This window comes from Micromonospora auratinigra (assembly GCF_900089595.1).
GTDB classification, from domain to species: domain Bacteria; phylum Actinomycetota; class Actinomycetes; order Mycobacteriales; family Micromonosporaceae; genus Micromonospora; species Micromonospora auratinigra.
Map to the genome: position 1 here is coordinate 726,624 of NZ_LT594323.1, position 20,440 is coordinate 747,063.

Annotated in this window: 19 protein-coding genes and 1 pseudogene; 18 read left to right on the forward strand and 2 right to left on the reverse strand. The window is 70.9% G+C overall.

What is annotated here, in order from left to right; all coding sequences use genetic code 11:
- The first annotated feature begins 11 nt into the window (after positions 1–11).
- The 12 genes from GA0070611_RS03335 (at position 12) to GA0070611_RS03390 (ending at position 10,838) form a co-directional block, all read left to right on the forward strand.
- On the forward strand, positions 12–944 hold the full coding sequence (locus tag GA0070611_RS03335) for a tetratricopeptide repeat protein (protein WP_157740183.1): 933 nt from the start codon (positions 12–14) through the stop codon (positions 942–944).
- 857 nt (positions 945–1,801) lie between these two features.
- A complete protein-coding gene (locus GA0070611_RS03340) occupies positions 1,802–2,350 on the forward strand; it encodes a MarR family winged helix-turn-helix transcriptional regulator (protein ID WP_091657157.1) in 549 nt (182 codons plus the stop codon).
- Between the two features lie 38 nt (positions 2,351–2,388).
- Positions 2,389–2,928 carry a COG4315 family predicted lipoprotein gene (locus GA0070611_RS03345; RefSeq protein ID WP_091657162.1) on the forward strand — a complete coding sequence of 180 codons (540 nt, stop codon included), beginning with the start codon at positions 2,389–2,391 and terminating at the stop codon, positions 2,926–2,928.
- Between the two features lie 161 nt (positions 2,929–3,089).
- Complete coding sequence (locus tag GA0070611_RS03350; RefSeq protein WP_091657166.1) at positions 3,090–3,740, forward strand: RICIN domain-containing protein; 651 nt, start codon at positions 3,090–3,092, stop codon at positions 3,738–3,740.
- 503 nt (positions 3,741–4,243) lie between these two features.
- The gene (locus GA0070611_RS03355) at positions 4,244–4,807 is read left to right on the forward strand and encodes a GNAT family N-acetyltransferase (RefSeq protein ID WP_091672389.1); all 564 of its coding nucleotides are present in this window, start codon (positions 4,244–4,246) and stop codon (positions 4,805–4,807) included.
- 329 nt (positions 4,808–5,136) lie between these two features.
- The gene (locus GA0070611_RS03360) at positions 5,137–5,703 is read left to right on the forward strand and encodes an RNA polymerase sigma factor (RefSeq protein WP_091657171.1); all 567 of its coding nucleotides are present in this window, start codon (positions 5,137–5,139) and stop codon (positions 5,701–5,703) included.
- Between the two features lie 189 nt (positions 5,704–5,892).
- Complete coding sequence (locus GA0070611_RS03365; protein ID WP_091657174.1) at positions 5,893–6,264, forward strand: nuclear transport factor 2 family protein; 372 nt, start codon at positions 5,893–5,895, stop codon at positions 6,262–6,264.
- Between the two features lie 150 nt (positions 6,265–6,414).
- The gene (locus GA0070611_RS03370) at positions 6,415–6,762 is read left to right on the forward strand and encodes a DoxX family protein (RefSeq protein ID WP_091657177.1); all 348 of its coding nucleotides are present in this window, start codon (positions 6,415–6,417) and stop codon (positions 6,760–6,762) included.
- Positions 6,763–6,944: 182 nt separating this feature from the next.
- Positions 6,945–7,529 (forward strand): RICIN domain-containing protein, encoded by a 585-nt coding sequence (locus GA0070611_RS03375; RefSeq protein WP_091657182.1) that lies wholly within the window; start codon positions 6,945–6,947, stop codon positions 7,527–7,529.
- 329 nt (positions 7,530–7,858) lie between these two features.
- Positions 7,859–8,482: an RICIN domain-containing protein gene (locus GA0070611_RS03380; RefSeq protein WP_091657186.1), complete on the forward strand. Its 624-nt coding sequence runs from the start codon at positions 7,859–7,861 to the stop codon at positions 8,480–8,482.
- Between the two features lie 171 nt (positions 8,483–8,653).
- Positions 8,654–9,301, forward strand: a complete 648-nt coding sequence (locus GA0070611_RS03385; RefSeq protein WP_231921462.1) for a COG4315 family predicted lipoprotein — start codon at positions 8,654–8,656, stop codon at positions 9,299–9,301.
- Positions 9,302–9,578: 277 nt separating this feature from the next.
- Positions 9,579–10,838: a ferredoxin reductase family protein gene (locus GA0070611_RS03390; RefSeq protein WP_231921307.1), complete on the forward strand. Its 1,260-nt coding sequence runs from the start codon at positions 9,579–9,581 to the stop codon at positions 10,836–10,838.
- A gap of 90 nt (positions 10,839–10,928) precedes the next feature.
- On the opposite strand, the gene GA0070611_RS32140 is transcribed toward GA0070611_RS03390, so the two are convergent.
- A complete protein-coding gene (locus tag GA0070611_RS32140; protein ID WP_269456379.1) occupies positions 10,929–11,063 on the reverse strand; it encodes a hypothetical protein in 135 nt (44 codons plus the stop codon).
- A 30-nt stretch (positions 11,064–11,093) separates the two neighbouring features.
- Positions 11,094–11,222: pseudogene (locus GA0070611_RS31650) on the reverse strand (hypothetical protein); the annotation flags it as partial.
- 180 nt (positions 11,223–11,402) lie between these two features.
- Here GA0070611_RS31650 and GA0070611_RS03400 point away from each other — a divergent pair.
- From GA0070611_RS03400 to GA0070611_RS03420, 6 genes are all read left to right on the forward strand, one after another.
- Entirely contained in the window at positions 11,403–13,268 is a 1,866-nt protein-coding gene (locus tag GA0070611_RS03400; RefSeq protein WP_231921308.1) for an alpha/beta hydrolase family protein, read from the forward strand.
- A 1-nt stretch (position 13,269) separates the two neighbouring features.
- The gene (locus GA0070611_RS31450; RefSeq protein WP_197675841.1) at positions 13,270–13,404 is read left to right on the forward strand and encodes an ALQxL family class IV lanthipeptide; all 135 of its coding nucleotides are present in this window, start codon (positions 13,270–13,272) and stop codon (positions 13,402–13,404) included.
- Positions 13,405–13,515: 111 nt separating this feature from the next.
- Positions 13,516–15,189 carry an ABC transporter ATP-binding protein gene (locus GA0070611_RS03405; RefSeq protein WP_167604399.1) on the forward strand — a complete coding sequence of 558 codons (1,674 nt, stop codon included), beginning with the start codon at positions 13,516–13,518 and terminating at the stop codon, positions 15,187–15,189.
- On the forward strand, positions 15,186–16,979 hold the full coding sequence (locus GA0070611_RS03410; RefSeq protein WP_091657212.1) for an ATP-binding cassette domain-containing protein: 1,794 nt from the start codon (positions 15,186–15,188) through the stop codon (positions 16,977–16,979). Before GA0070611_RS03405 ends, GA0070611_RS03410 begins: the two co-directional genes overlap by 4 nt.
- Positions 16,976–19,666 (forward strand): class IV lanthionine synthetase LanL, encoded by a 2,691-nt coding sequence (gene lanL, locus GA0070611_RS03415; protein WP_091657216.1) that lies wholly within the window; start codon positions 16,976–16,978, stop codon positions 19,664–19,666. The genes GA0070611_RS03410 and lanL overlap by 4 nt, the downstream gene beginning before the upstream one ends.
- A gap of 319 nt (positions 19,667–19,985) precedes the next feature.
- Positions 19,986–20,432 (forward strand): hypothetical protein, encoded by a 447-nt coding sequence (locus tag GA0070611_RS03420; RefSeq protein ID WP_157740185.1) that lies wholly within the window; start codon positions 19,986–19,988, stop codon positions 20,430–20,432.
- Positions 20,433–20,440 lie beyond the last annotated feature (8 nt).

A 20,440-nucleotide genomic window follows, 5' to 3' on the forward strand; every position in this document is an offset into this window, starting at 1 on the left:
GGACGATGGCCGTGGACGACGACGCCGTGGAGGTGAGGGCCCGCGCCGCTGTCGCGCGTCACCGGTACGATCCGGCCGATCGGGCCCGCCAGCAGATCGACGTGGCGCGCCGCTGGCGGCAACAAGGCGACTACCGGCGTGCCGGGCTGCTCCTGGCGCTGACCATGCCGACGGTCGAGGAACACTGCGGGCGCGAATCTCTCGACGTGGCCCAGCTGTGCAACGAGTGGGCAGTGGTGGGCAAGTACGCGGGCGACTTCGACCTCTCCGAGAAGCTCTACCTCCGCGCTCTGGCCATCTTTCGGCACAGGTACGGTGCCTGCCACAACACGGTGGCGACTGTCCTGCACAATCTCGGGGGTCTCGCCCATGCCCGTGGCGCCCATGCCGAGGGAGAGCCCTACGCGGCGCTGTCGGTGCGGATCAGGACCAGCATCCTCGGACCGGGTCACCCGCTGGTGGGCGCTGATCGGGCGGCGTGGGCGGCCCTGCTGGTGGGGTGCGGCAGGGCTGACGAAGCCGAAGAGCAACTGCTCCGCGCGCTGGCCATCTTTCGCGCTCACCACGGCGGACGAAGCTACGAGGTGGCCTCCGCGTTGCACAATCTCGCCGCTGTTCAGCACCGGCGAGGCAGGCTCGAGGAGGCCATCGACGAGTACCGCGAGGCGCTCCTGCTCAAGCGCCGACTCCTCGGACCCCGCCATCCTGATCTCGCGGTCACGCTCGTCAACCTGGCGGCCGCCCTCTGCCGGCATGGTGACCTCAGCGCGGCGCGGCACCACTTCGCGCTGGCCAGGTCCATCCTCGGGCCGCAGGTCAGTCCGGACCACCCCACTCTGGTTGCCGCCGTTCAGGGAATCGCCGGCATCGAGCAGGCGGCGGCGTCAGGACGGCGGGTGCCGCCGCCTGCCGGGGGTCGCCCGCTGCTCGGCGGCAATGAGTGATCACCCCGACGGGAGAGCGGATCTCCACGACGATCGTCACACCTGGCGATCTCCGCGGCCCGGCTGCGTCAACCTCGATCGTTCCATGGCGCCGTCACCGCGATCACCAGCCGGTAAGACACGTACCGGGAGCCGCCTGCGCCCCCGAGCCGGCCGTCGAAGGGCCGCTGCGCTGCCCCGCGAGCCGCGCCGAGGATCGGCCGGGCCGGGTCGGACCTGCCGCCGCCGGTGTCACGCCGGCAGCGACAGGCCCGTGGCAACGCACCCCTCAGGCGCCGCCGACCAGCAGTACGTACCGACCACCGCTTCCGGTTCTCATGGCGAGATTTTCCGGCCGCCCACCTCACCGGCGTGCCGCGAGCTCAGTGCCGGTCGTCGTCCTCCGTCCCGGCTCGCTCGGCGGCCAGGGCAGACCGGATGCGCTCTTCCAGGTCCTCCGGGGGTGTCGCCCACACCGCCGGATCCCGAAGGGCTTCCTCGAGGCGGGGCGGCGACCACCGTCCGGCCGCCGGCGCGCCCTCCGACTCCACCATCGGTCCTCCAAGACTGCGGTGCCGTTCCCGCCCCAGCCTACCGGTGCCGGCAGAGCGGTGACACGCCCCGCCGCCGCGCCGGGAGGTCCGTACCGAGGGCCGGGCCGGTGGCCGAGAGCGGTCCGGGCGCCGGAGTGGCGAAACGTGCCGATGCGCGGCCACCGTGGGCGCCAGCACCAGCAGGGGTACGCCACGACGCCGGTACTCCGTTTCCCCGACGGGAACCGACGACCATGGTCGGGGCGTACCAACGGTAGAGCGGGGGAGTGGGCGTGAGCCGCCACTGCTCTCCGTACGCGTAGCGCTGGCTCCCGGAGAGGATGCATGATCACCAAGGACCGTCCTGCGATTGAGGTGAGGTCGGACGGGGATATGGCCTCCGCGAGCACGGCGGCGCCGGCCGGCCAGGTGGAGTGGTGCGGATATCTGCACACCGTGCAGCGCAGTCTGCTCGACTTCGAGCACGGCCTGCGGCGCGCCTGCGGACTGAGCCTGAGCGACTACTACGTCCTCACGCTGCTGGTCAGCGCGCTCGATCGCCGGCTGCGCCTCAAGACGCTGGCCGGTGAACTTCAGGCCCGTCCGAGTCGTGTCACGTACCAGGTGAACTCCCTGCGGGGCCGCGGCCTGGTGGAGCGGGAGCCCAGTTCTGACGACGGCCGCGGCGCCTTCGTTCGCCTGACCGACCTGGGCCTGCGCACGGTGCGTGCCGCCTACCCCCATCATGCGACCGGTTCGGAGCAGCACGTCCGGCGGATCCTGCGGTACCCGGCACCCGCGACGCCCGCGGACCGACCCGACCGACCCCGACGGCCCGACGGGTCCGCCGCTGGCCCGGACGCCCGAGAACCGGGCGACCCGGGCCCGGCGTAGAGCTACCGAACCGGTTGGTCGAACTCCGAGGAGCACGAATGAAGAAGCTTCTGCTGGTCCTGCTCATGGCCGCCACGGTGGCCGGCGCGGCGGGCTGCGACTCCGCCGAGCGGGACGGCGCCGCACCGCGGACGCCGGCCTCGGCGGCACCCACCGGGGGTGACCCGAGTGCACCGGCCCCGCAGGTGGTGCCGACGCCCGAACCCGAGCAGATCACCCTGACCGCCGGCCGGGCGGTCGTCGCCGGCGTCCGGTCGGATGTGGTGCGCTTCAAGGATCGGATCGTCTACCGCTTCGAGGGTGACGACCACGACCCGTCGAAGGTGAACTGCACGGCCGACTGCCTGATCGTCTGGCCGCCGCTGCTGACCGACGGGACGAAGATCGAGCTCTCCGGTGTCGACCCGAAGCTGGTCGGCACCGTCACCCGCGAGGACGGCTTCACCCAGGTCACCCTCGCCGGATGGCCGCTCTATCTGTTCAAGAGCGACCGGACCGCCGATGACACCCTCGGCGAGGGCGTCGGTGGCAACTGGTCGGTGATTCGTCCGGACGGGAAGCCGGCGATCAAGAAGTAGCCCCACCCCGTGGGCTGGCGCATCGGGACCCGGACCGCCGTCGTGACACGTCAGAGCGCCGGGTACGGCGGCTGCCGCTCGACCTGAGGCACGGAACCGCACCGGTTGCCCGCGCCGTACTGACCAGCGAATCAGACAACGAGCAGGAAAGCAGGAATCCGATGCCGATCAGCATCGCACGTCGTCTCGCCACCGTTCTCGGCACGACCGTCGTCGCCGGGGGTGTGCTGTCCGGTTTCGCCGCTGCGGCGAGCGCGGCCCCCGGTGATCCCCCGCCCAGCCGGGACCGGGTGATCCAGCCCTTCCGGACCGCCGATCTGCTGGTACCCACCAGTGGCAGGTCGGGGGCGCGGGTCGTGTCGCAGCCGCGGATCGGCAAGGCGCAGGACACGCCGGAATCCCAGGTCTGGGCCTTCGACAACAGCCGGAAGTTCGACCAGAACGGCGCCGTGATCCGGGGTGGCGTCAGCTTCATCTTCCAGCCCACGCTCGGCAGGTCCGGTGTGCGTCCCCTCTGCATGGACGTCGCCGGCGACTCGGCACAGGCGGGCGCGTCGGTGGAACTGCGGCTGTGCGACGGCACCCCCAGCCAGGTGTTCACATTCGTGGGCGACCTCCAGGTCCCCAACGTGCAGAACGTGCGCAGCGGGCTCAACCTGGAGGTCCAGCCCGACGGCACGGTCGTTCAGCGAGGCTTCGTGGGTCGGGCCCCGGCCGGCGCGAGCGCGCAGGAGCGCGCGAAGCTCCAGGCCCGCAGGGACGCGCAGACCTTCCTTCCCCGACCGAAGTCCCTGGGTGTCGGCGGCGCCTGAGGGCCCTCCGCGGCGACCGTCGTGCCGGCCCGGCCCGGGCCGCGCCGCGGGCCAGGGCGGCCGGCCAGGGATGGCGGCCGCCCTGGCCCGCGGCACACCGATCCCGCACGTCCGCCGCACTCGGACACCGCCGACCGATCGGCCGGCACCGACGGCGAGGACATGGCCGTGGGCGAGCGTGGGAAGTCCCGGCCGCTGCGACCGGCACCCGAGGTCGACGGGCCGTGGCGGCCGGGAGACGTCGTCCCTCGTGCGGAACCGGGGGGTGGGCAGCGGGAGTGATCACGCACGAGGCTCACCGCGGTGTGAACGCCCGGCTGTGTGGGGGGCGGTGGAGCACGGCGGCGGGGCTCGCCGGCCTGTTCCGAGCCGTGCTGCCGGCGACCGGCCAGCGGCCCCGTCCGCATCGAGTGACAGCTGTACCGATCCGCTGCCCATCAGGTTGGAGTGCTGTGTCGATGAAATCGTTGGGCGGCCCGGCGTTGTCCGGGCATGATCGGCTCGTGGACAGCTACCTGGTGACCGAACGCCTCGTTCTGCGCCGGTTCACCGCCGACGATGCCGAGTTGCTGATCGAGTTGGACAGCGACCCGGCGGTGATGCGCTATCTCTCCGGCGGAGAGCCGACGGCACCAGACGTCATTCGCGAGCGCTACCTCCCGAACATCCTGGCCGGCTACGAGAAATGGGACGGCGACTTCGGCCTGTTCGCCGCACACGAGAAGGACGGTGGCGCCTTCATCGGTTGGTTCATTCTGCGCCCCGCTCCGGATGGGCCGCTCGACGAGGTGGAGCTCGGCTACCGGCTGCGGCGGGCGTCGTGGGGCAAGGGGTACGCCACCGAGGGCTCGCGGGGACTGCTGCACAAGGCGTTCACTCAGCTCGGGGTGCGCATGGTCTGGGCCGACACGATGACCGTCAACCGCGGTTCACGGAAGATCATGGAAAAGGTCGGCATGTCCTTTGTGGGTTCCGTTCCCCTTCCGGCCGACATGGTCATGATCGATGGGGCCGAGCATGGCGGCGTACGGTACGAGACGACCAAGGAGCAGTGGGAGCGCCAGTAGCCCGGGTGCGTGCCGTCCTGTCCCGAGCCGGGACGGCACCGGCGCAGCCGTACGGAGACTCTCCGCAGCGAACCGCGCGGGTGCAATGATCGGCTGCTGTGGCGCTCGGCCACGACACGTCGCTTGGCCCCGTAGCTCACGAGCAGGTCGTCGACCTCGCCGCGCCGTCAGTGTGCCCCGCATCCGTACTGTCCGGAACCCGACGCCGGGGACCAGGTCGCCGCGAGTGAAAGCGGGTTGAAACCGACCAGCAAGCGCCCTCAGCAGAGTCGCAGCGGAAGCTACTACTACTGGGGGGCGGAAGTGTCTGCTTCTGCGGCACACACATCATGACCGAGACCGACGACCTCGCGTTGGAGAGACGCTTCGCCGCCGGCGACGAGCTGGCGTTCAACGAGTTGTACCGCCGATTCTCCGGGCCGATGTACGCCACCGCGTACCACGTGCTCGGGAACCGGGACCTGGCGGCGGACGCGGTGCAACAGGCATTCGTCCAGGCGTGGCGAGCAGCCGACCGGTTCGACGCGTCTCGGGAGATCCAGCCCTGGCTGTACGCCATCACCCGCCGTGCGGCGGTGGACATCTACCGGCGCCGCCGCAAGATCTCGGCAGAGTTGCCGTTCGACGAGACCTGGGCGACCGCGGGAGAGCTGCGTGAGGAAGGGCTCTCTCTCGATGCCACCTGGCAGGTCTGGCAGGTCCGTGCGGCGCTCGAGCGACTGGCACCGGAGGAGCGGCAGGTGCTCCAGCTGGCCTACTACCAGGGGATGACCCAGAGCGAGATCGCGGCCGCCCTCGGCATCGCGCTGGGCACCGTCAAGAGCCGGTCCTTCCGGGCGCAGCGCCGGCTGGCGGGCCTGCTGTCGCATCTGCGTGAGACGGAGGTCCCGGGATGACATCGCTGCGCACGACCGCGGGCGAACTGCCTCCGGCGCACGGGCGATGGCGCCCGTCAGCCGGAGCCGCACCGTCGGTACGGGGTACCGGTCCGGCCGCGCGACCGAGAACCGCCGGCGCCCGTACGGCGTGGTCCTGATCGGCAGTCCGGTGCTGAACCCGCAGCCGGCAGGAACCGAGGAGCAAGTGTGTACGAGGCGTTGATTGACGCGGATGGTGCCTACTTCGATGCGCTCGTGGCGTCGGACAGTGGCGCGCTGGAGCGGCTGCTGAGCGACGACTTCATCATCGTGGACGTGCTGGCCGGCGAGCTCGTGCCCCGGGAGGTGTTTCTGGCGCTGATCTCCGACGGGAGTCTGCGCTTCGAGCGGATCAGCCGTGAACCCGACTCTCTGGTCGTGCGCATCCACGGTGACGTCGGTGTCGTCGTCGGAAGCACACAGCTGGTGATGTCCTTTCAGGGCCACCGCCGGCAAGTGGCGAGTCGCTACACCCACGTGTTCGCCGATGGCGGCAGCGGGCTTCGTCTCGTCGCGGCGCAGGGAACACCACGGGCCTAGCGCAGCGGAGTCCTTCGCCCCCCTCCGAAGAGCCGGCCGGCCGGTCGGGCCGGGCCGGGCCGAAGTCACCCGTCGGCTGTGGCCCGATCACCGTCGACGCATCTGAGCGGGCAGGACACGACTGCCCTGTCACAAGAGAAGGAAGAAAAGGTGTTCATCTCCTACCTCGTCGTCACGCTGATTCTGGCGGCGGTACTCACGATCTCGGCGGTTCTCACCGCCACCGGCAACCCCGCGGTCCGTGCGCAGATGACGGATGTGGGGGTGCCGCGGTCCTGGCTGCCGTGGTTGGCGGCCTGCAAGCTGGCGGGAGCAGTGGGCCTGGTGCTCGGCTCGGTGATTCCGCTGCTGGGCGTGCTGGCGAGCATCGGCGTGATCTGCTACTTCATCGGCGCCGTCTGGACGCACCTGCGCGCACGCAACTTCGCCCTGGTGCCGCCGGTGGTGCTCGGTCTGGCCGCGGTGGCAGCGCTGCTGTTGCGGATCTGGTCTGCCTGACGCCGGTGCCGCTCGGGGCCGCGCCGTCCGTCGGCGGCCCTGACGCGGCTCACCTCTGCTCCGGGGCCACCCCGCCCGCTCGAGACCCTCCGAGGGGTCCGCCGCTGCGGGATCCGAGCGGCGCTGGCGAGGCGTGATGCCCGAAGAGAAACAGTATCCACACGACAAGAGGATGTCGGAAAATGACGATGCGCACGATCATCGCCGTGCTGATGGGAGTCGTTGCGGCGGTAGCCCCGGCGTCGGCCCCAGCCTCGGCAGCGGCCGACCAGTTCGTGGCGGTGACCGACGCCACGGTTACCTCGGACACCCTGTTGGAACCGGTGGCGGCCCGCATCGGCGCGACCTTGCGGTTCGTGCCCCCGCAGGGCAGGAGTGGCCGGGTGCTGACGTCGAAGGCGACGCAGCAGTGGAACGTGCCACAGGTCAAAGTGGATGGCGTCTTCGTCCGAGACACCTTCAACCTGATCAATCGGGTCGAGAGCGATGGGCGGCGGCTCTGTCTGGACGTGGAGGGCGATTCCAAGCAGGCCGGGGCACGGCTGGTCCTGCGGCCCTGTGACGGCACGAGCAGTCAGATGTGGACGAGGCCGGGCAGTCCCATCGGCGCGGTGCTGCTGGTCAATCGCTGGAGCGGGCTCGTGATGAACAAGGCGGGGGACCGGGTCACCCAGCAGCAGATCATCCGTGCTGAGTCGAGCGAGGAGCGCCGCACGGCCTTCCAGGTGCAGCAGTTCAACTTCCCACGCGCCGTCGGACTGTTCTGAATCCCGATCGCCGATGTCCGGGCGGAGGAAGCCTCCGCCCCGGTCACCGACTCACTGCCCGAGCCCGTCGTTCGAGGCGTCCGTCGGGTGGGCGACACACGGTCGCTCACCCGGCGGACGTCTCGCCGGATGTCCCGGCGTCGCGTTCCCGCAGTCGTGGTCGGGCAGATCACAACCGCCCGATGCGATCCCCTGATGAATGCCGAGATCCGATTACCGATCCCCGTACGTGTATCTGGTGCGTCCGATTGCGGGGCCGATTCCGGAAACGGAAACTCACCCGGCTGAATTGGACGAAAAATTGTTCAGCAACGGTGAAGGGGAATCCGATGAAGAAGACTACCGGGATCGGTGTCGTCCTGGCGGCGATGGCGGTCGCCGGCGGCGTGGGCGCCACTGCCGCCCAGGCGGCGCCGGTGCCGACGGCGCAGCAGTTGGCCGGCGGGGTGCCGACCGGACACGTGGTGCTGCAGCCCGGCTCGTCGAACGGCACGTTCGGGCTGCTGCGGATGACGGCCGGCGTCGACAGCAACCACGATCTGCGCGAGGGCGTGACCAGCAAGCAGGCGGCCCCGTCGACCGATCCGACGTTCGCGCGCCAGCGCTTCGACATCATCGCCCTCGACGGCGGGTCCTTCGCTGTCTGCAGCCTCTCCGTCTCGACCAGCACGAACAACTTTCCCCTGCTGAGCTGCCTGGACGTGGCGAACGAGCAGACCACCGCGGGCGCCACCATCGTGCTGCGGCCCTTCGACAACTCGCCGAGCCAGCGCTGGCGGATCCAGCACTCCAGCGCCGGCGGTGGTCTGGGCCTCGCCAGCTTCGGGCTCCAGAACACGTTCAGTGGCAAGTTCCTCGACACCGTCTCGGACACCGGTCGCCCCGGTGCCCTCGTCCAGAACAACGGCAGCGACACGGACGACGGGCAGCGCTGGTTCATCAAGACCGCCTGACCGATCGGTGAGCTGAACGAGGGCCGGCTCCTGCGTGATCCGTCGCGCGTGAGCCGGCCCTCGGCCGAAGGCGGCGCCGGAGACGGCTACCGACGCCGCACGTGGACATCCGCGCTGTGCGGTGGCTCTCATCGCGAGCCACCGCGAACCGGGCCGAGGTGGCGTCGCGTGATGCAGGTGCCGACCTCCGGCGACAGAGAGGCGAGACAGATCATGAGAAGCCGACTTTACGCAGCAACCATCACCATCGCCGTCACGGTGCTGGTGGGGGGACTCACCGCGTGCGGTTCGAGCGACACGACCGCGCGGCCCGAGGCCTCCGCCACGTCGACGGCCGCCGCACCGAGTGCCGAGGCGCAGGCCGAGGCGACGCCCTTGGCGGTACCGCCACTGAAGGTCGGACCGGCCGTGCTGGGCACCGCCCGCCACCAGTTCAGCGCCGAACGCACCGACCTGGTCAACATCCCCGGCGGCACCTTCAACATCCTGACGGTCAACGGCAAGACGGCCTACCGGTTCGAGGAGGACGGCGACAAGCCGTCGAAGGTCAACTGCCACACCGACTGCCCCGTGGTATGGCCGCCGGTGCTCACCGACGGTGCCCCGGTCACCGTCGAGGGCGGGGCCAAGCAGGGCCTCGTCGGGAGCGTGAAGCGCGAGGACGGCCACGTGCAGGTGACCTACAACGGTTGGCCGCTGTACTGGTTCGAGAAGGACGCCTCCGCCGGCGACGCTCTCGGCGAAGGTCTCGGCGGCAACTGGTCCACGGTGACCACCGACGGCAAGGCCGTCTTCAAGAAGCCGGCGCGCACCAGATGAGCCGCTGTGGATCGGTCACCCCGACCGGTCCCGGCTGATCACCCACCGACCTGGCCGGGTGGCTGTGCTGCCGGGCTGCTGTCATCGGTCGCCGCCGCACGGCCCGGCGCGCTGCCGGGCCAGGTGGCGGCGCGGTATCGGTCCGGATCGCCGAGCCGCACAACGCCCCCACCACGTACCGACCGGGTAACCCGTACCCCTCATCGACGGAGCGACCATGACGATCAACGGCGTTGGACCGACGACCACCCGGCCAGGAGGTCCGAGGGCGCACCTCGTGCTGTGGACCTGTCTCGCCGCGAACGTGCTCATCGTCGAGAGTCTGTTCTTCCTCGGCCCGTCGGGGAAGAACGAACTGCTGTCCATCGCGAGGTTCGTCGGCCTGCACGCGGCGCTGCTGACCATGCTGCAACTGGTGCTCGTGGCCCGGATCCCGTACCTGGATCGCCGCCTGGGCATGGACCGGCTCACGCTGTGGCACCGCTGGAACGGCTTCGGTCTGCTCTGGCTGGTCGTCACCCACGGCCTGCTGGTCGTCCTGGGCTACGCGGCGCTCGACGGCGCCCCGGCCGCACGGACCCTCATGGCCCTGGCCGGGGTACCGGCGTCGCTGCTCGGCATGCTGGCCACGGCGGTGATCGTCCTGGTGGCGGTGACATCCGTGCGGTGGATGCGTAAACGTCTGCCGTACGAGCTGTGGCATGCGGTGCACATCCTGCTGTATGTCGCCCTCGTGCTGGCGCTCCTGCACCAGGCCCTGGAGACCACCACCCTCGCCGGCCCGCTCCCCGGCGCCTACTGGTGGGCCATGTGGGTCGCCGTCGGGACGGCCCTGGTGTACGGCCGCGTCGTCGTGCCGCTGTGGCGCAACCTGCGGCACGGGTTCCGCGTCGCGGCGGTGGTGCCCGAGGCGGGCAACGCGGTGTCGGTGTACGTGACCGGCCGCCGCCTGGACCGGTTGCCCGCCCGAGCCGGACAGTTCGCGATCTGGCGCTTCTTCGAACACAACTTCTGGTGGACCGCGAATCCGTTCTCCCTGTCGGCGATGCCCGACGGGCGGACTCTGCGGCTCACCGCCAAGGCGGTGGGCAGGACGAGCGCGGGGCTTCGACAACTGCCCGTCGGCACCCGGGTGTTCATCGAAGGCCCCTACGGCGCCTTCACCGGCGCGGCGAAGGTACGCCGCGACACGCTCCTCGTCGCCGGGGGAGTGGGGATCACGCCGGTGCGGGCGCTGCTGGAGGAGCTGGGCGGATCCGTCACCGTGCTGTACCGGGTCCGCTCCGAGGCCGAGGCGAGCCTCCTCGGTGAGGTGCGCAACCTGGCGCGCAGCCGGGGGGCGCGACTGCACCTGCTGGCCGGGCCGACCGCACCGCCGATCAGCGCGGCCCTCATCGCGAACCTGGTTCCGGACGTGGCCGGGCGGGACGTCTTCGTGTGTGGTCCGCCCGGGATGAACATGCTCGTGCTGAAGGCGTTGCGCCAGTTGGGGGTGCCGCGGTCCCAGGTGCACTGGGAGCGGTTCGGCCTCGGCTGAGCCCGGTGGGCCCCGGACGGTGTTTGCATCGCGTCCTCACCCGCAACGATGGTGGGCCCTGAGGCTGGGCACACACGCGGCTTGGGCGGCTCAGCCCATCCGGACGCGCTCGCGAGGCGGGACCGGGGCGTCGTAGGCGCCCGATGGGCCCGGGTAGCGCTCGCCGTCCAGGTACGGCGAGGCGTTGGCGGTGCAGGCGTGCACGCCCAGCGTCTGCTGCTGCATGACGGGGGCCGATCGCCCTCGCCCCGGGCACGGTCCGCGACCCCGACCGAGGCGGTGTCCGACTTCGCGGTTGACCAGGTAGGCGCGGTACGTGGCGAAGCTCGCGCCGTAGCCGGGCACCCCGTCGACCCGGTGGACCGCGGTCAAGGACCACCCCATTGCCGGTGCGGCAGGACGTGTAGCGGTCCCGCGCGTCCTGGCACAACACGTCGCGGGTGCGGGACGTGCCGGATCCGTGAGGTGTGCCCGCAGCGGTACGGCACCAACAGCCGGCCTCAGAGATATTGGGTGCTTCCCCGTATATGCAAGCAAGGCGGGCAAACAGCACCATTGCTGCGGATGCTCGCCGAGAGTGCGGCGAGCCGGACATTCGACGAAGGAGGGGAAGTGCCGAACGACGCTGACGACGCCTCGTACACCGTGACGTCGCGGACCAACATCGCCCTCTCCTGCGACGGGCGCCACGCCGCCTGCCTGGTCAACGACGGACAGCGGTTGGCGGTCGAATCGTGGTCCTTCCACGGGACCCGGGCCGTGACGCGCCGACGGACGAGGAAAGTCGAGTCGGTGTCGGCGCGTCCGCTGCCGCTGCAGGACGGGCGGACCGGTGTTCTTCGTCGAGTTCACGGCACCCGCCACGAGCTCGAGATCCACGACCTCGACGGCACCTCCGGCACCACGATTGGCGTCGACGGCACCGCGGTGGACGCCATCCTGTCGTCGCACCCGGCGACCTCGGTGTGGCTCACCGTCGAGCAGACCTCGGGCGAGACGATCCTCTACCGCGTCGACGCCACGACCTCGCGCGCCGAAGCGGTGGCGGGGCTGCCGGGGCGGATCGGCATCACCGGTTGGCTCGACGAGGAGGACCGGGACCTCGTCTGCAACGTCCTGACCGGGGGCGGCTGGCGCATGGCCACGGTCGCGCTGACGAGCGGGAGCGTGAGGCTGCTGCCGGCGCCGCTCGGGACACTGGTGCTGACCAACCGTCAGCGTCGGATGCTCGTGGCGGCTGCGCACCCCGCCGGCCCGCTACTGGGCTGGGCCGCGCCGGACGACGACGGCGTGCACCTGCCCACCGGTCTCAACGGCGTCCCCGGCAGGGTGCTGCCGCTGGCGACGGATCCGAGCGGCCGTCTGCTGGCGCTGAGGGTCGCGCAGGGCGTGCGGTCACGCCTCGCGATCCACGACACGGTCCACGACCGCACCACGCTCCTACCCACGCCCGACGGCGTGCTGGGTCGCGCCGCCGTCTGGCGCGACGACACGATTCGACTGGCGATGTCGACACCGGCGCAGCCGACGACGATCGCGTCGGTATCGCTGCCACCGCCCATCGGCTGGTCACTGCCCGCCGACCCGGCACCCTCGCGTCAGCTCGACGTGCGGACCGAGACGTTCGCCGGACCCGCCGGCGCGATCGAGGCCATCGTGTACGGCGGTGACTGGCGTGACAGCCGACGCGTGGTCGTGGCGCTGCACGGAGGTCCCGAGGCTGCGTGGACGCTGGAGTACGAGCCCACCTTGCGCCGGTTGGCGGACGCCGGACTGACCGTCGTGGCTCCGAACCAGCGCGGCAGCGACGGCTACGGACCCGGCCACCGGGACGCGATCGTCGGAGCCTGGGGTGGACCCGACCTGGCCGACATCCGGTGGCTGCGGCAGGTGTTGACGGCCGGGCGGCCGGGTGTGGCCGCGCCACCGCTGCTCTTCGGCGCCAGCTACGGCGCGTTCCTGGCGCTGCTGTGTGCGGCCGCTGATCCGCAGGGCTGGGCGCGGTGTGTGGCGGTGGCCCCGTTCATCTCGGGTCCCCGGCTGCACGCGGACGGCTCGCCCCGGGTGCGCCGTCTGGTCGCCAGGCTCGGTGGCCTGACCGAACTGCAGGACGACCTGGGCCCCCGAGATCTGCTGCGCCTCGGTGGGCGCATCCGGGTGCCGGTCCAGCTCGTGCACGGTGCACGCGATCACGTGGTCCCGGTCGGCCACTCACGACTTCTCGCGACCGCGCTCTGGCCCGGAGCGCGCCCTGCCGACAGGGAGTTCGAGTACATCGAGGTCCCTGACGGTGGTCACTACCCGCTCGGCGACATCGGCAGCGGGCAGCTGCTGGAGCGGGTGCTGGCGTTTCTTCTGGCGTGCCCTCCGGGTGAGGCGTGGTCGCGGGAGGGCCCGATGTCAGCGACGAGGACGGAAGGAGGTGAATGACATGGAGATCGACGTCAACGTCCTGCAGACGCTTCCCGAGGAGCAGGAGGAGCAGCTGCGGTACTGCCTGGGGACCTGCGTGGACACGGTGATCCCGACGACGGGCGACAACACCACGGTGTACACCGGCAGCTGATGACGACGCGGTCATGACTGCGTCGGCCCGGTTGGGCGGGGACCTCCCCACCCAACCGGGCAATCCTGATCGACACGGCGACGAGGAGGTACGGCAACGGTGTGGTGGCACGTGCTGCGCCTGACGCCGGGGTGGGCCGCGGGATACCTCCTCGGCAGCACCGTCGCCGCCGCCGCTTCCGTCGCGCTGCCTGCCGTGGCCGCCCGCGCGACCGACGGCATCACCGGTGACGCACCGGGCACGGGGTACCTGGCCCTGCTCGTCGTGCTGGTGGCACGTGGCGCGGCGGAACTGCTCGCCGCAGTCACCCGGGAGGCCGTGCTGGCAGAGGCGACGCAGCTGCGCCGTGGTCAGGTGCTACGGCATCTCTTTTCATTGAGCTGGGCCGACCTGCGCCGCCGCCCGGTCGGGGATCTCGTCGGACGCCTGGTGGACGACGTACCCCAGTCGGTGGGCGCCGCGATCGCTGCCGTGGACACCGCCGTCGCCGTGGCGACGTCCTGCGGCGGGCTCGCGCTGCTGTTCCTGCTCGACCCGCTGCTGGGCGCTGTGTTCGTCGTGGGTGTGCTGCCTGCCTGGCCCGCGCTGCGGGTCGCGGTGCGGCGCATCGGTGTGGCGCACGGCGAGTACCAGCGTGTCCTCGGTGCCATCGCCGCGAGGTTGACCGATGCGGTGAGCGGCGGACGCACCATCCGGGCAGCCGGCAGCGCTGCGCGGGAGATGGCGCGGGTGCTGGCGCCCCTGCCCGCTCTCGATGCGGTGGGCCAGCGGATATGGCATGGCCAGCGGGTGGTGTCCTGGCAGAACGAACTCGTCCTCACCGCCGCGCGCGTCGGTGTGCTCGCCGTGGCAGGGTTCGAGATCAGTACGGGGCGGCTGAGCGGCGGTGACTTCCTCGCCGCCTCCCTCTACCTGTCGTTGGCCCTTGCCCTTCCCGGCACCGTCGACAGTCTGCTTGCCCTTGCGCGGATGGCTGCCAGCACCCGGCGGCTCGCCGAGGTCACCAGCCAGGCGCCGCAGCCGGTCGGCGGCCCGGCAGCAGCCCTGCCTCCCGGCCCGGGAGCGGTCTCGTTCCAGCGGGTCACGGTCCGGGCCGCCGGACGAACTGTGCTCGACAACCTCGAGTTGACCGTCCCGCCCGGGGTCGCGCTGGCCGTCGTCGGCGCGTCGGGATCGGGCAAGAGCACACTGACGGCACTGCTGGGGCGGCTGCTCGACCCCGATGACGGCCGTGTGCTGATCGATGGTGTCCCGGTCGACGCGGTGAGCACCACCGTTCTGCGCAGGGAGGTCGCCTACGCCTTCGCCCGTCCGGCGCTGATCGGTGACCGCCTCGGCGAGGCCATCGGGTGGGGCCGTCCGTCGGTCACCGCCGCCGACCTCACCACCGCGCTCGAGGTGGCCGGGGCGCAGACGTTCGTGCGTCGACTGCCGGAGGCGGCCGACACGCGGCTGGCCGCGGTGGAATTCTCCGGTGGCGAATTGCAACGGTTGAGCCTGGCCCGAGCCGTCGCTCATGACGCGCGCATCCTGGTGCTCGACGACGCCACCTCGAGCCTCGACACGGTGACCGAGGCGCAGGTCACCACCGCGCTGACGCAGCGGCTTCGAGGTCGTACCCGGCTGGTGGTCGCCCATCGGGCGGTCACGGCCGCGCGCTGCGATCTCGTCGCCTGGCTCGACGGCGGTCGCATCCGTGCACTGGGACCTCATGCCCACCTCTGGGCCACCGACCCGGCCTACCGCGCAGTGTTCGGCCGCGACCTGTCGGCACCGGCGCCATGAGCGTCCTGAGCGGTAACGCGGCGACAGCGCTGGTACGCGCCGAGCTCCGGGCCCGGCGCGGCGCCCTGCTGCGCTTCGGAGCCTGGTCACTGGTGCAGGCGCTGCCGCAGACGCTGTCCGGTGTCGCCGTGGCGAGGGCCGTCGACGACTTCCTGGCCGGGCGCTGGTGGCCCGGAGCCACCTGGTTGGGCGTCCTGATGACGGCGGCGCTGCTCAGCGCCACCGCGACGTACCGACAGTTCCCATGGTTGCGGCAGATCGTCGATCCGATCCGGGATGCCCTGCTCGCCGCCGTGGTGTCGGCGGCGGTGACCGCCGCGGTGCAGGCGGGCGGACGTCCCGACGCCTCCGGTGTGGCCCAGCTGAGCACCCAGGTGCAGTCGGTGCGGGGGGTGCTCGGCGCGTTGTTGCGCGCGATGCGGCAGGTCGTCGTGAGCATCGGTGGAGCCGTGGTGGGCCTGTTCCTGCTCGGGCCGACCGCCGCGCTGCTCTGCGGCCTGCCCGTCCTGGCCGCCGGCGGGCTCTTCGCGATGTCGCTGGCCCCGCTGGCCCGACGCTACCGGGCGGCCCTGGCCGCCGCTGAGCAGTACGCCCACCACGCCGGCGAGGTCCTCGGCGCCGCCCGTGACGTCCTCGCCCACGGCGCCGACGACTACGCGCTATCCCGGGTCGACGCGGCCGCGCGGGCAGAGGCGTCCGCGGACCGTGCCCTGGGAAACCTCGTGGCGCTGCGCGGCATCTACCTGTTCATCGGTGGCCCGTTGCCGTTGGGACTGCTCCTGATGACGGCGCCATGGCTGCTTCGCCACGGATACCTGGGATACGGCGAGGTGGTCGGGACAGCGACCTACCTGACCGTGAGCCTGAGCCCCGCGCTGCGGGCGCTCCTGGACGCGGTCGGGACCTGGGGGCTGGATCTGCTGGTGACCCTCGACCGGTTGAGCCGCAGATTCGTCGCGGCAAGGACGGATCAGACAGCCGGCGTGCCCCTACCGGCCGGACGCGACCTGCGCCTGGAGCAGCTCAGCTTCACCTACGGCTCCCGCGCCGAGCCGGTACTGCACAACCTGACCTTCACCGTGGCCGAAGGAGATCACCTCGCGGTGCTCGGACCCAGCGGAATCGGCAAGTCGACCCTCGCCGCGGTCGCCGCCGGTCTGCTGGTGCCCACGGCGGGCACCGTGCGGCTCGGTGGCGTCGACCTGGCGAACCTGGACGTGACGCAGCTGCGGCAACTGATCGGCTTCATCCCGCAGGAGGCGTACGTCTTCGCCGGATCGCTCGACGAGAACCTGCGCTATCTCGCACCCGACACCGACCCGGTGGCGGTGGCCGCCGCGGTGCAGACGTTGGGCCTGGGGCCGATGGTCAGCAGACTGGGTGGGCTCGACACGGCCATCGGTGCCGGTGGCGCACACCTTTCCGACGGGGAGCGACAGTTGGTGGCGCTCACCCGCGTCTACCTGTCACCGGCACGGATAGTCCTGCTCGACGAGGCCACCTGTCACCTGGACCCGGAGGCGGAGGCCCGCGTCGAGCAGGCCTTCGCCTCGCGCCTCGACACCACACTGCTCGTCATCGCCCATCGGGTCACCTCCGCACTACGGGCCCGCCGAGTTCTCGTGCTGGACGGCGACGGCTCGACCGTGGGCACCCACGAGATTCTCATGCGCACCTCGCCCACCTACGCCGAACTGGTCGGCTACTGGCAGACGCGCCCCGAACACGACGACCTCGCACCGCCGACGACGGCGGTGCACCAGAGCGCACAAGGAGCTGAGCGCCGGTGATCACCCCGCCGTCCACGACGACCGTCGGCCGATCCGAGCCGACCGTCGACCCCATGTTCGCCGCCGCGGTGCGGGCGGCCCTGCGACGGCACGGCCGCGACAGCTGGCGGCTGCGGCCGGCGGCGCCCTGGTGTCATGTACGGCAGGATGGCTACCGGTCGCCGGTGCAGGGCTGGAAGTTGCACGTCTCGGCGACGCCGCTGTCCGCCCCCGTGGTCCTCACCCGTGCCGCGGACGTGTTGGTGCGGCACGGTTGCGCGTTCAAGTTCGCCGCGACGCTCGGCGACGTCGAGCGACTCGTGTCCGCACGCCAGGATCGTGGCGGTGGCGGCAAGTTCATCACCGCCTACCCGAGCGGGGACGTCGAGGATCTGCGCCGGCTCGCGCAGGAGCTGCACGAGACCACCGAGGGCCTGCCCGGCCCGGGGATCCTGTCCGACCGCCGATACCTGCCCGGCAGTCTGGTTCACTACCGTTTCGGCGCGTTCACCGGTCTCACGGTGCTCGGCATGGACGGCGCCTACGATGCCATGCTCGTCGACCCGAGCGGCGGTCTGGTCCGCGATCAGAGGTTGGCCCATTTCGTCGCGCCGGCGTGGGTGCCTCGTGACCCTTTTACGTCCGATGCCGCCGGCTCCGGTGCCGTCGCGGGCAGCGGTGCGCAGGTCGTGCTGCACGACAGATACGTGGTGCACCGCGCGGTGCGGCACGCCTACAAGGGCGGAGTGTTCCGCGCCACCGACACCCGCACGGGTCACGCGGCGGTCGTCAAACAGGCGCGTGCCCACGTGGGCTCCCTACTGACCGGCGGCGACGTCCGTGACCTGCTGCGCCACGAGGCGAACATGCTGCGTCTGCTCCAGGACACCGGTCGGACGCCGCGCTTTGTGGAGCTGTTCGAGCAGCAGGATGACCTGTTCCTGGTCCAGGAGGAGATCCCCGGCACCACCCTGCGCCGGTGGGTCCAACAGGCGATGACCTTTGACGGCCACCACTGGGGGCCACCGGCCGACGAGGTGGCTCGCCTCGCGGACGAACTCATCGAGCTCGTCGGGCTGATCCACGCGCGGGGACTGGTCCTGCGGGACCTGACCCCGAACAACGTCATGGTCGAGCCCGGTGGCGGCCTGCGGCTGATCGACCTGGAACTGCTCGCCGAGCCCGGTGCCCGCGTGGCCCGCGCCTTCACAGCGGGCTACGCGGCGCCGGAACAGGTGGCGGCTGCAGTTCACGGACCCGCCTGCGGACCCGAGGCGGATCTCTACGCGGTGGGTGCCACGCTGATGTATCTGGTCAGCGGTGCGGAGCCTCGGCACGCGCCCGACTCGCCCGACGCGCCCCACGGACGCAACACCGAGCGGTTGGCCGATCACCTGGCGCTGATCGGCCGGCACAACGAGACGGCGCGCCGGTACACCGCGGCGATCCTGTCCCTGGTGGATCCGGAACCGGCGTTGCGGCCTCCGCTTCCGGTCCTGCGGGAGCAGCTGAGAGGAGCCGGGCACGCTGCGGTAGCACCGCGCCCCGCTCGCGTGGACCAGGACCGCATCATCACCGACAGCGTCGGGTACCTGCTCGACACGATGCAACCAGACGACGGTGCCCGTCTCTGGCCGGCGGCCACGGCGGCTGCCGGCAGCGACCCGGGGAACGTGCAGTACGGCGCGGCGGGGGTGGTGGCGGTGCTGACCCGCCGCTACGAGAACGACCCGTCGCCTGCGCTGCGCGACGCCCTCTCCGTCGCGTCCCGCTGGATCTGTGGCGCGGTCGCGCGGGAGCCGCGGATGCTGCCCGGCCTGTACTTCGGACGGTCGGGAACCGCGTGGACGCTGCTGGACGCCGCCACGGCGCTCGGCGACCACCGCCTCGCGCAGCACGCGCGGGACCTCGCGCTGCGCACGCCGCTGCGGTCGCCGAATCCCGACGTCTGCCACGGGGTCGCCGGCGCGGGCCTGACCCAGCTGCACTTCTGGCGCGTCACCCGGGAACCCGAGTTCCTCACCCGCGCGGTGATCGCGGCCGACATCCTGACCGCCGGCACCGACGCTCGGGCTGAGCAGATCGTGTGGCCCATCCCGCGGGACTTCGCCTCGGTGCTCGCGGGCGTGACGCATTACGGGTTCGCGCACGGCACGGCCGGTATCGGGTCGTTCCTGCTCGCCGTGGGGCAGGAGACCGGTGACGGGAGATACCTGGACCTCGCGGTGTCGGCAGCGGGAACGCTGACGGCCGCCGCGGAAGGAGATGGCGACGCCGCCTACTGGCCCAGCGGTGCCGGGGGAGCGCCTCTGGTGCACTGGTGCAGCGGGTCCTCCGGTGTCGGCACCTTCCTCCTGCGGGCGTGGCGCCAGACCGGTGACGAGGAGCTGCTCACTCTGGTCCGGCGGGCGGCTGTGGCGGTGCACCGATCGCGCTGGCAGTCCGGAATTTCGCAGTGCCACGGCCTCGCCGGTGACGGCGACTATCTGCTCGACCTCGCCGACGAGCTCGGGGAGGACACCTACCGCGGTATGGCGCAGGACCTGGCGGATGCGATGTGTGCCCGGCAGGTGCTGCGCGGCGGGCGGATGGTGTTGCCCGACGAGACCGGCACGGAAGTGAGCGCGGGATACGGCACGGGACTCGCAGGTAGTCTCGCGTTCCTGCACCGGCTCAGCCGTGGCGGCCCGCGGTTCTGGCAACCCTAACGGCTCGACCGCGCGTTGTGCCCACCGGCGTCGGGCCGTCGGTGGCGAGAGGTGGTCACGGTGAGCCGCCGTGCACTCGGTGCCGCCGCCGGCCTCCGTGGCAGCAATGAGTGATTCCCCCGATGCATCGAGGGGCGCTTACGAGGATGCTCTCTCCTGAGGTTTCCCGATCAGCGTGAGTTTTCGTCCATGGTCTGATACCACAATCCGTGAAAGAGGAAATGCGATGCGACAGGCGAGAGTCACATCGACGTCCACTGTTGCCGCGTCTGGGCGACGGGTTCTGCGTGGGCTGATGGCGCTATGCGTGGTCCTGGGCATGACAGCATGGCTCCCGGCTGGTGTGTCCGCAGCCAGCGACACCGATCCCTTGCCGGAGTTCATCAACTTTCCGCCGCCGCCCCCGGTCGTCTTCACGACGATGGTGTGCACCGGCAAGCGTCGTCTGCCGGACACCTACCTGCGGCTCAACCTGTGCAAGCTCAAGTATGACAAGCAGGACCCACCTCGGGCCGCAACTGGTCTTGTGCAGTATAGGAATGATGACGACAAGGACCACCTGATCGACGAACTGGTGCTCTGGAACGACCACGAGGGAAAGGTCAGCGCGACGAAGTGCCCCAGGCCCGGGTGGATACCTCCCGGCAAGGTGAACGAGTGCTACCACAAGAAGGGGTACTCGACCGACACGTACGGCGTTCAGGTCAAGTACTACAACCCTCGCACCAAGAAGATGGCGTTGTTCGAGCTGACCAACAACAAGTAGGGTCAGGC

What these genes read in the sequence shown, in the direction of transcription:
- GA0070611_RS03340 (WP_091657157.1), top strand. Translation starts at nt 1,802, where the DNA reads ATGATCACCAAGGACCGTCCTGCGATTGAGGTGAGGTCGGACGGGGAT.
- GA0070611_RS03345 (WP_091657162.1), top strand. Translation starts at nt 2,389, where the DNA reads ATGAAGAAGCTTCTGCTGGTCCTGCTCATGGCCGCCACGGTGGCCGGC.
- GA0070611_RS03350 (WP_091657166.1), top strand. Translation starts at nt 3,090, where the DNA reads ATGCCGATCAGCATCGCACGTCGTCTCGCCACCGTTCTCGGCACGACC.
- GA0070611_RS03360 (WP_091657171.1), top strand. Translation starts at nt 5,137, where the DNA reads ATGACCGAGACCGACGACCTCGCGTTGGAGAGACGCTTCGCCGCCGGC.
- GA0070611_RS03375 (WP_091657182.1), top strand. Translation starts at nt 6,945, where the DNA reads ATGACGATGCGCACGATCATCGCCGTGCTGATGGGAGTCGTTGCGGCG.
- GA0070611_RS03380 (WP_091657186.1), top strand. Translation starts at nt 7,859, where the DNA reads ATGAAGAAGACTACCGGGATCGGTGTCGTCCTGGCGGCGATGGCGGTC.
- GA0070611_RS03385 (WP_231921462.1), top strand. Translation starts at nt 8,654, where the DNA reads ATGCAGGTGCCGACCTCCGGCGACAGAGAGGCGAGACAGATCATGAGA.
- GA0070611_RS32140 (WP_269456379.1), bottom strand. Translation starts at nt 11,063, where the DNA reads ATGCAGCAGCAGACGCTGGGCGTGCACGCCTGCACCGCCAACGCCTCG.
- GA0070611_RS03400 (WP_231921308.1), top strand. Translation starts at nt 11,403, where the DNA reads ATGCTCGCCGAGAGTGCGGCGAGCCGGACATTCGACGAAGGAGGGGAA.
- GA0070611_RS31450 (WP_197675841.1), top strand. Translation starts at nt 13,270, where the DNA reads ATGGAGATCGACGTCAACGTCCTGCAGACGCTTCCCGAGGAGCAGGAG.
- GA0070611_RS03410 (WP_091657212.1), top strand. Translation starts at nt 15,186, where the DNA reads ATGAGCGTCCTGAGCGGTAACGCGGCGACAGCGCTGGTACGCGCCGAG.
- GA0070611_RS03420 (WP_157740185.1), top strand. Translation starts at nt 19,986, where the DNA reads ATGACAGCATGGCTCCCGGCTGGTGTGTCCGCAGCCAGCGACACCGAT.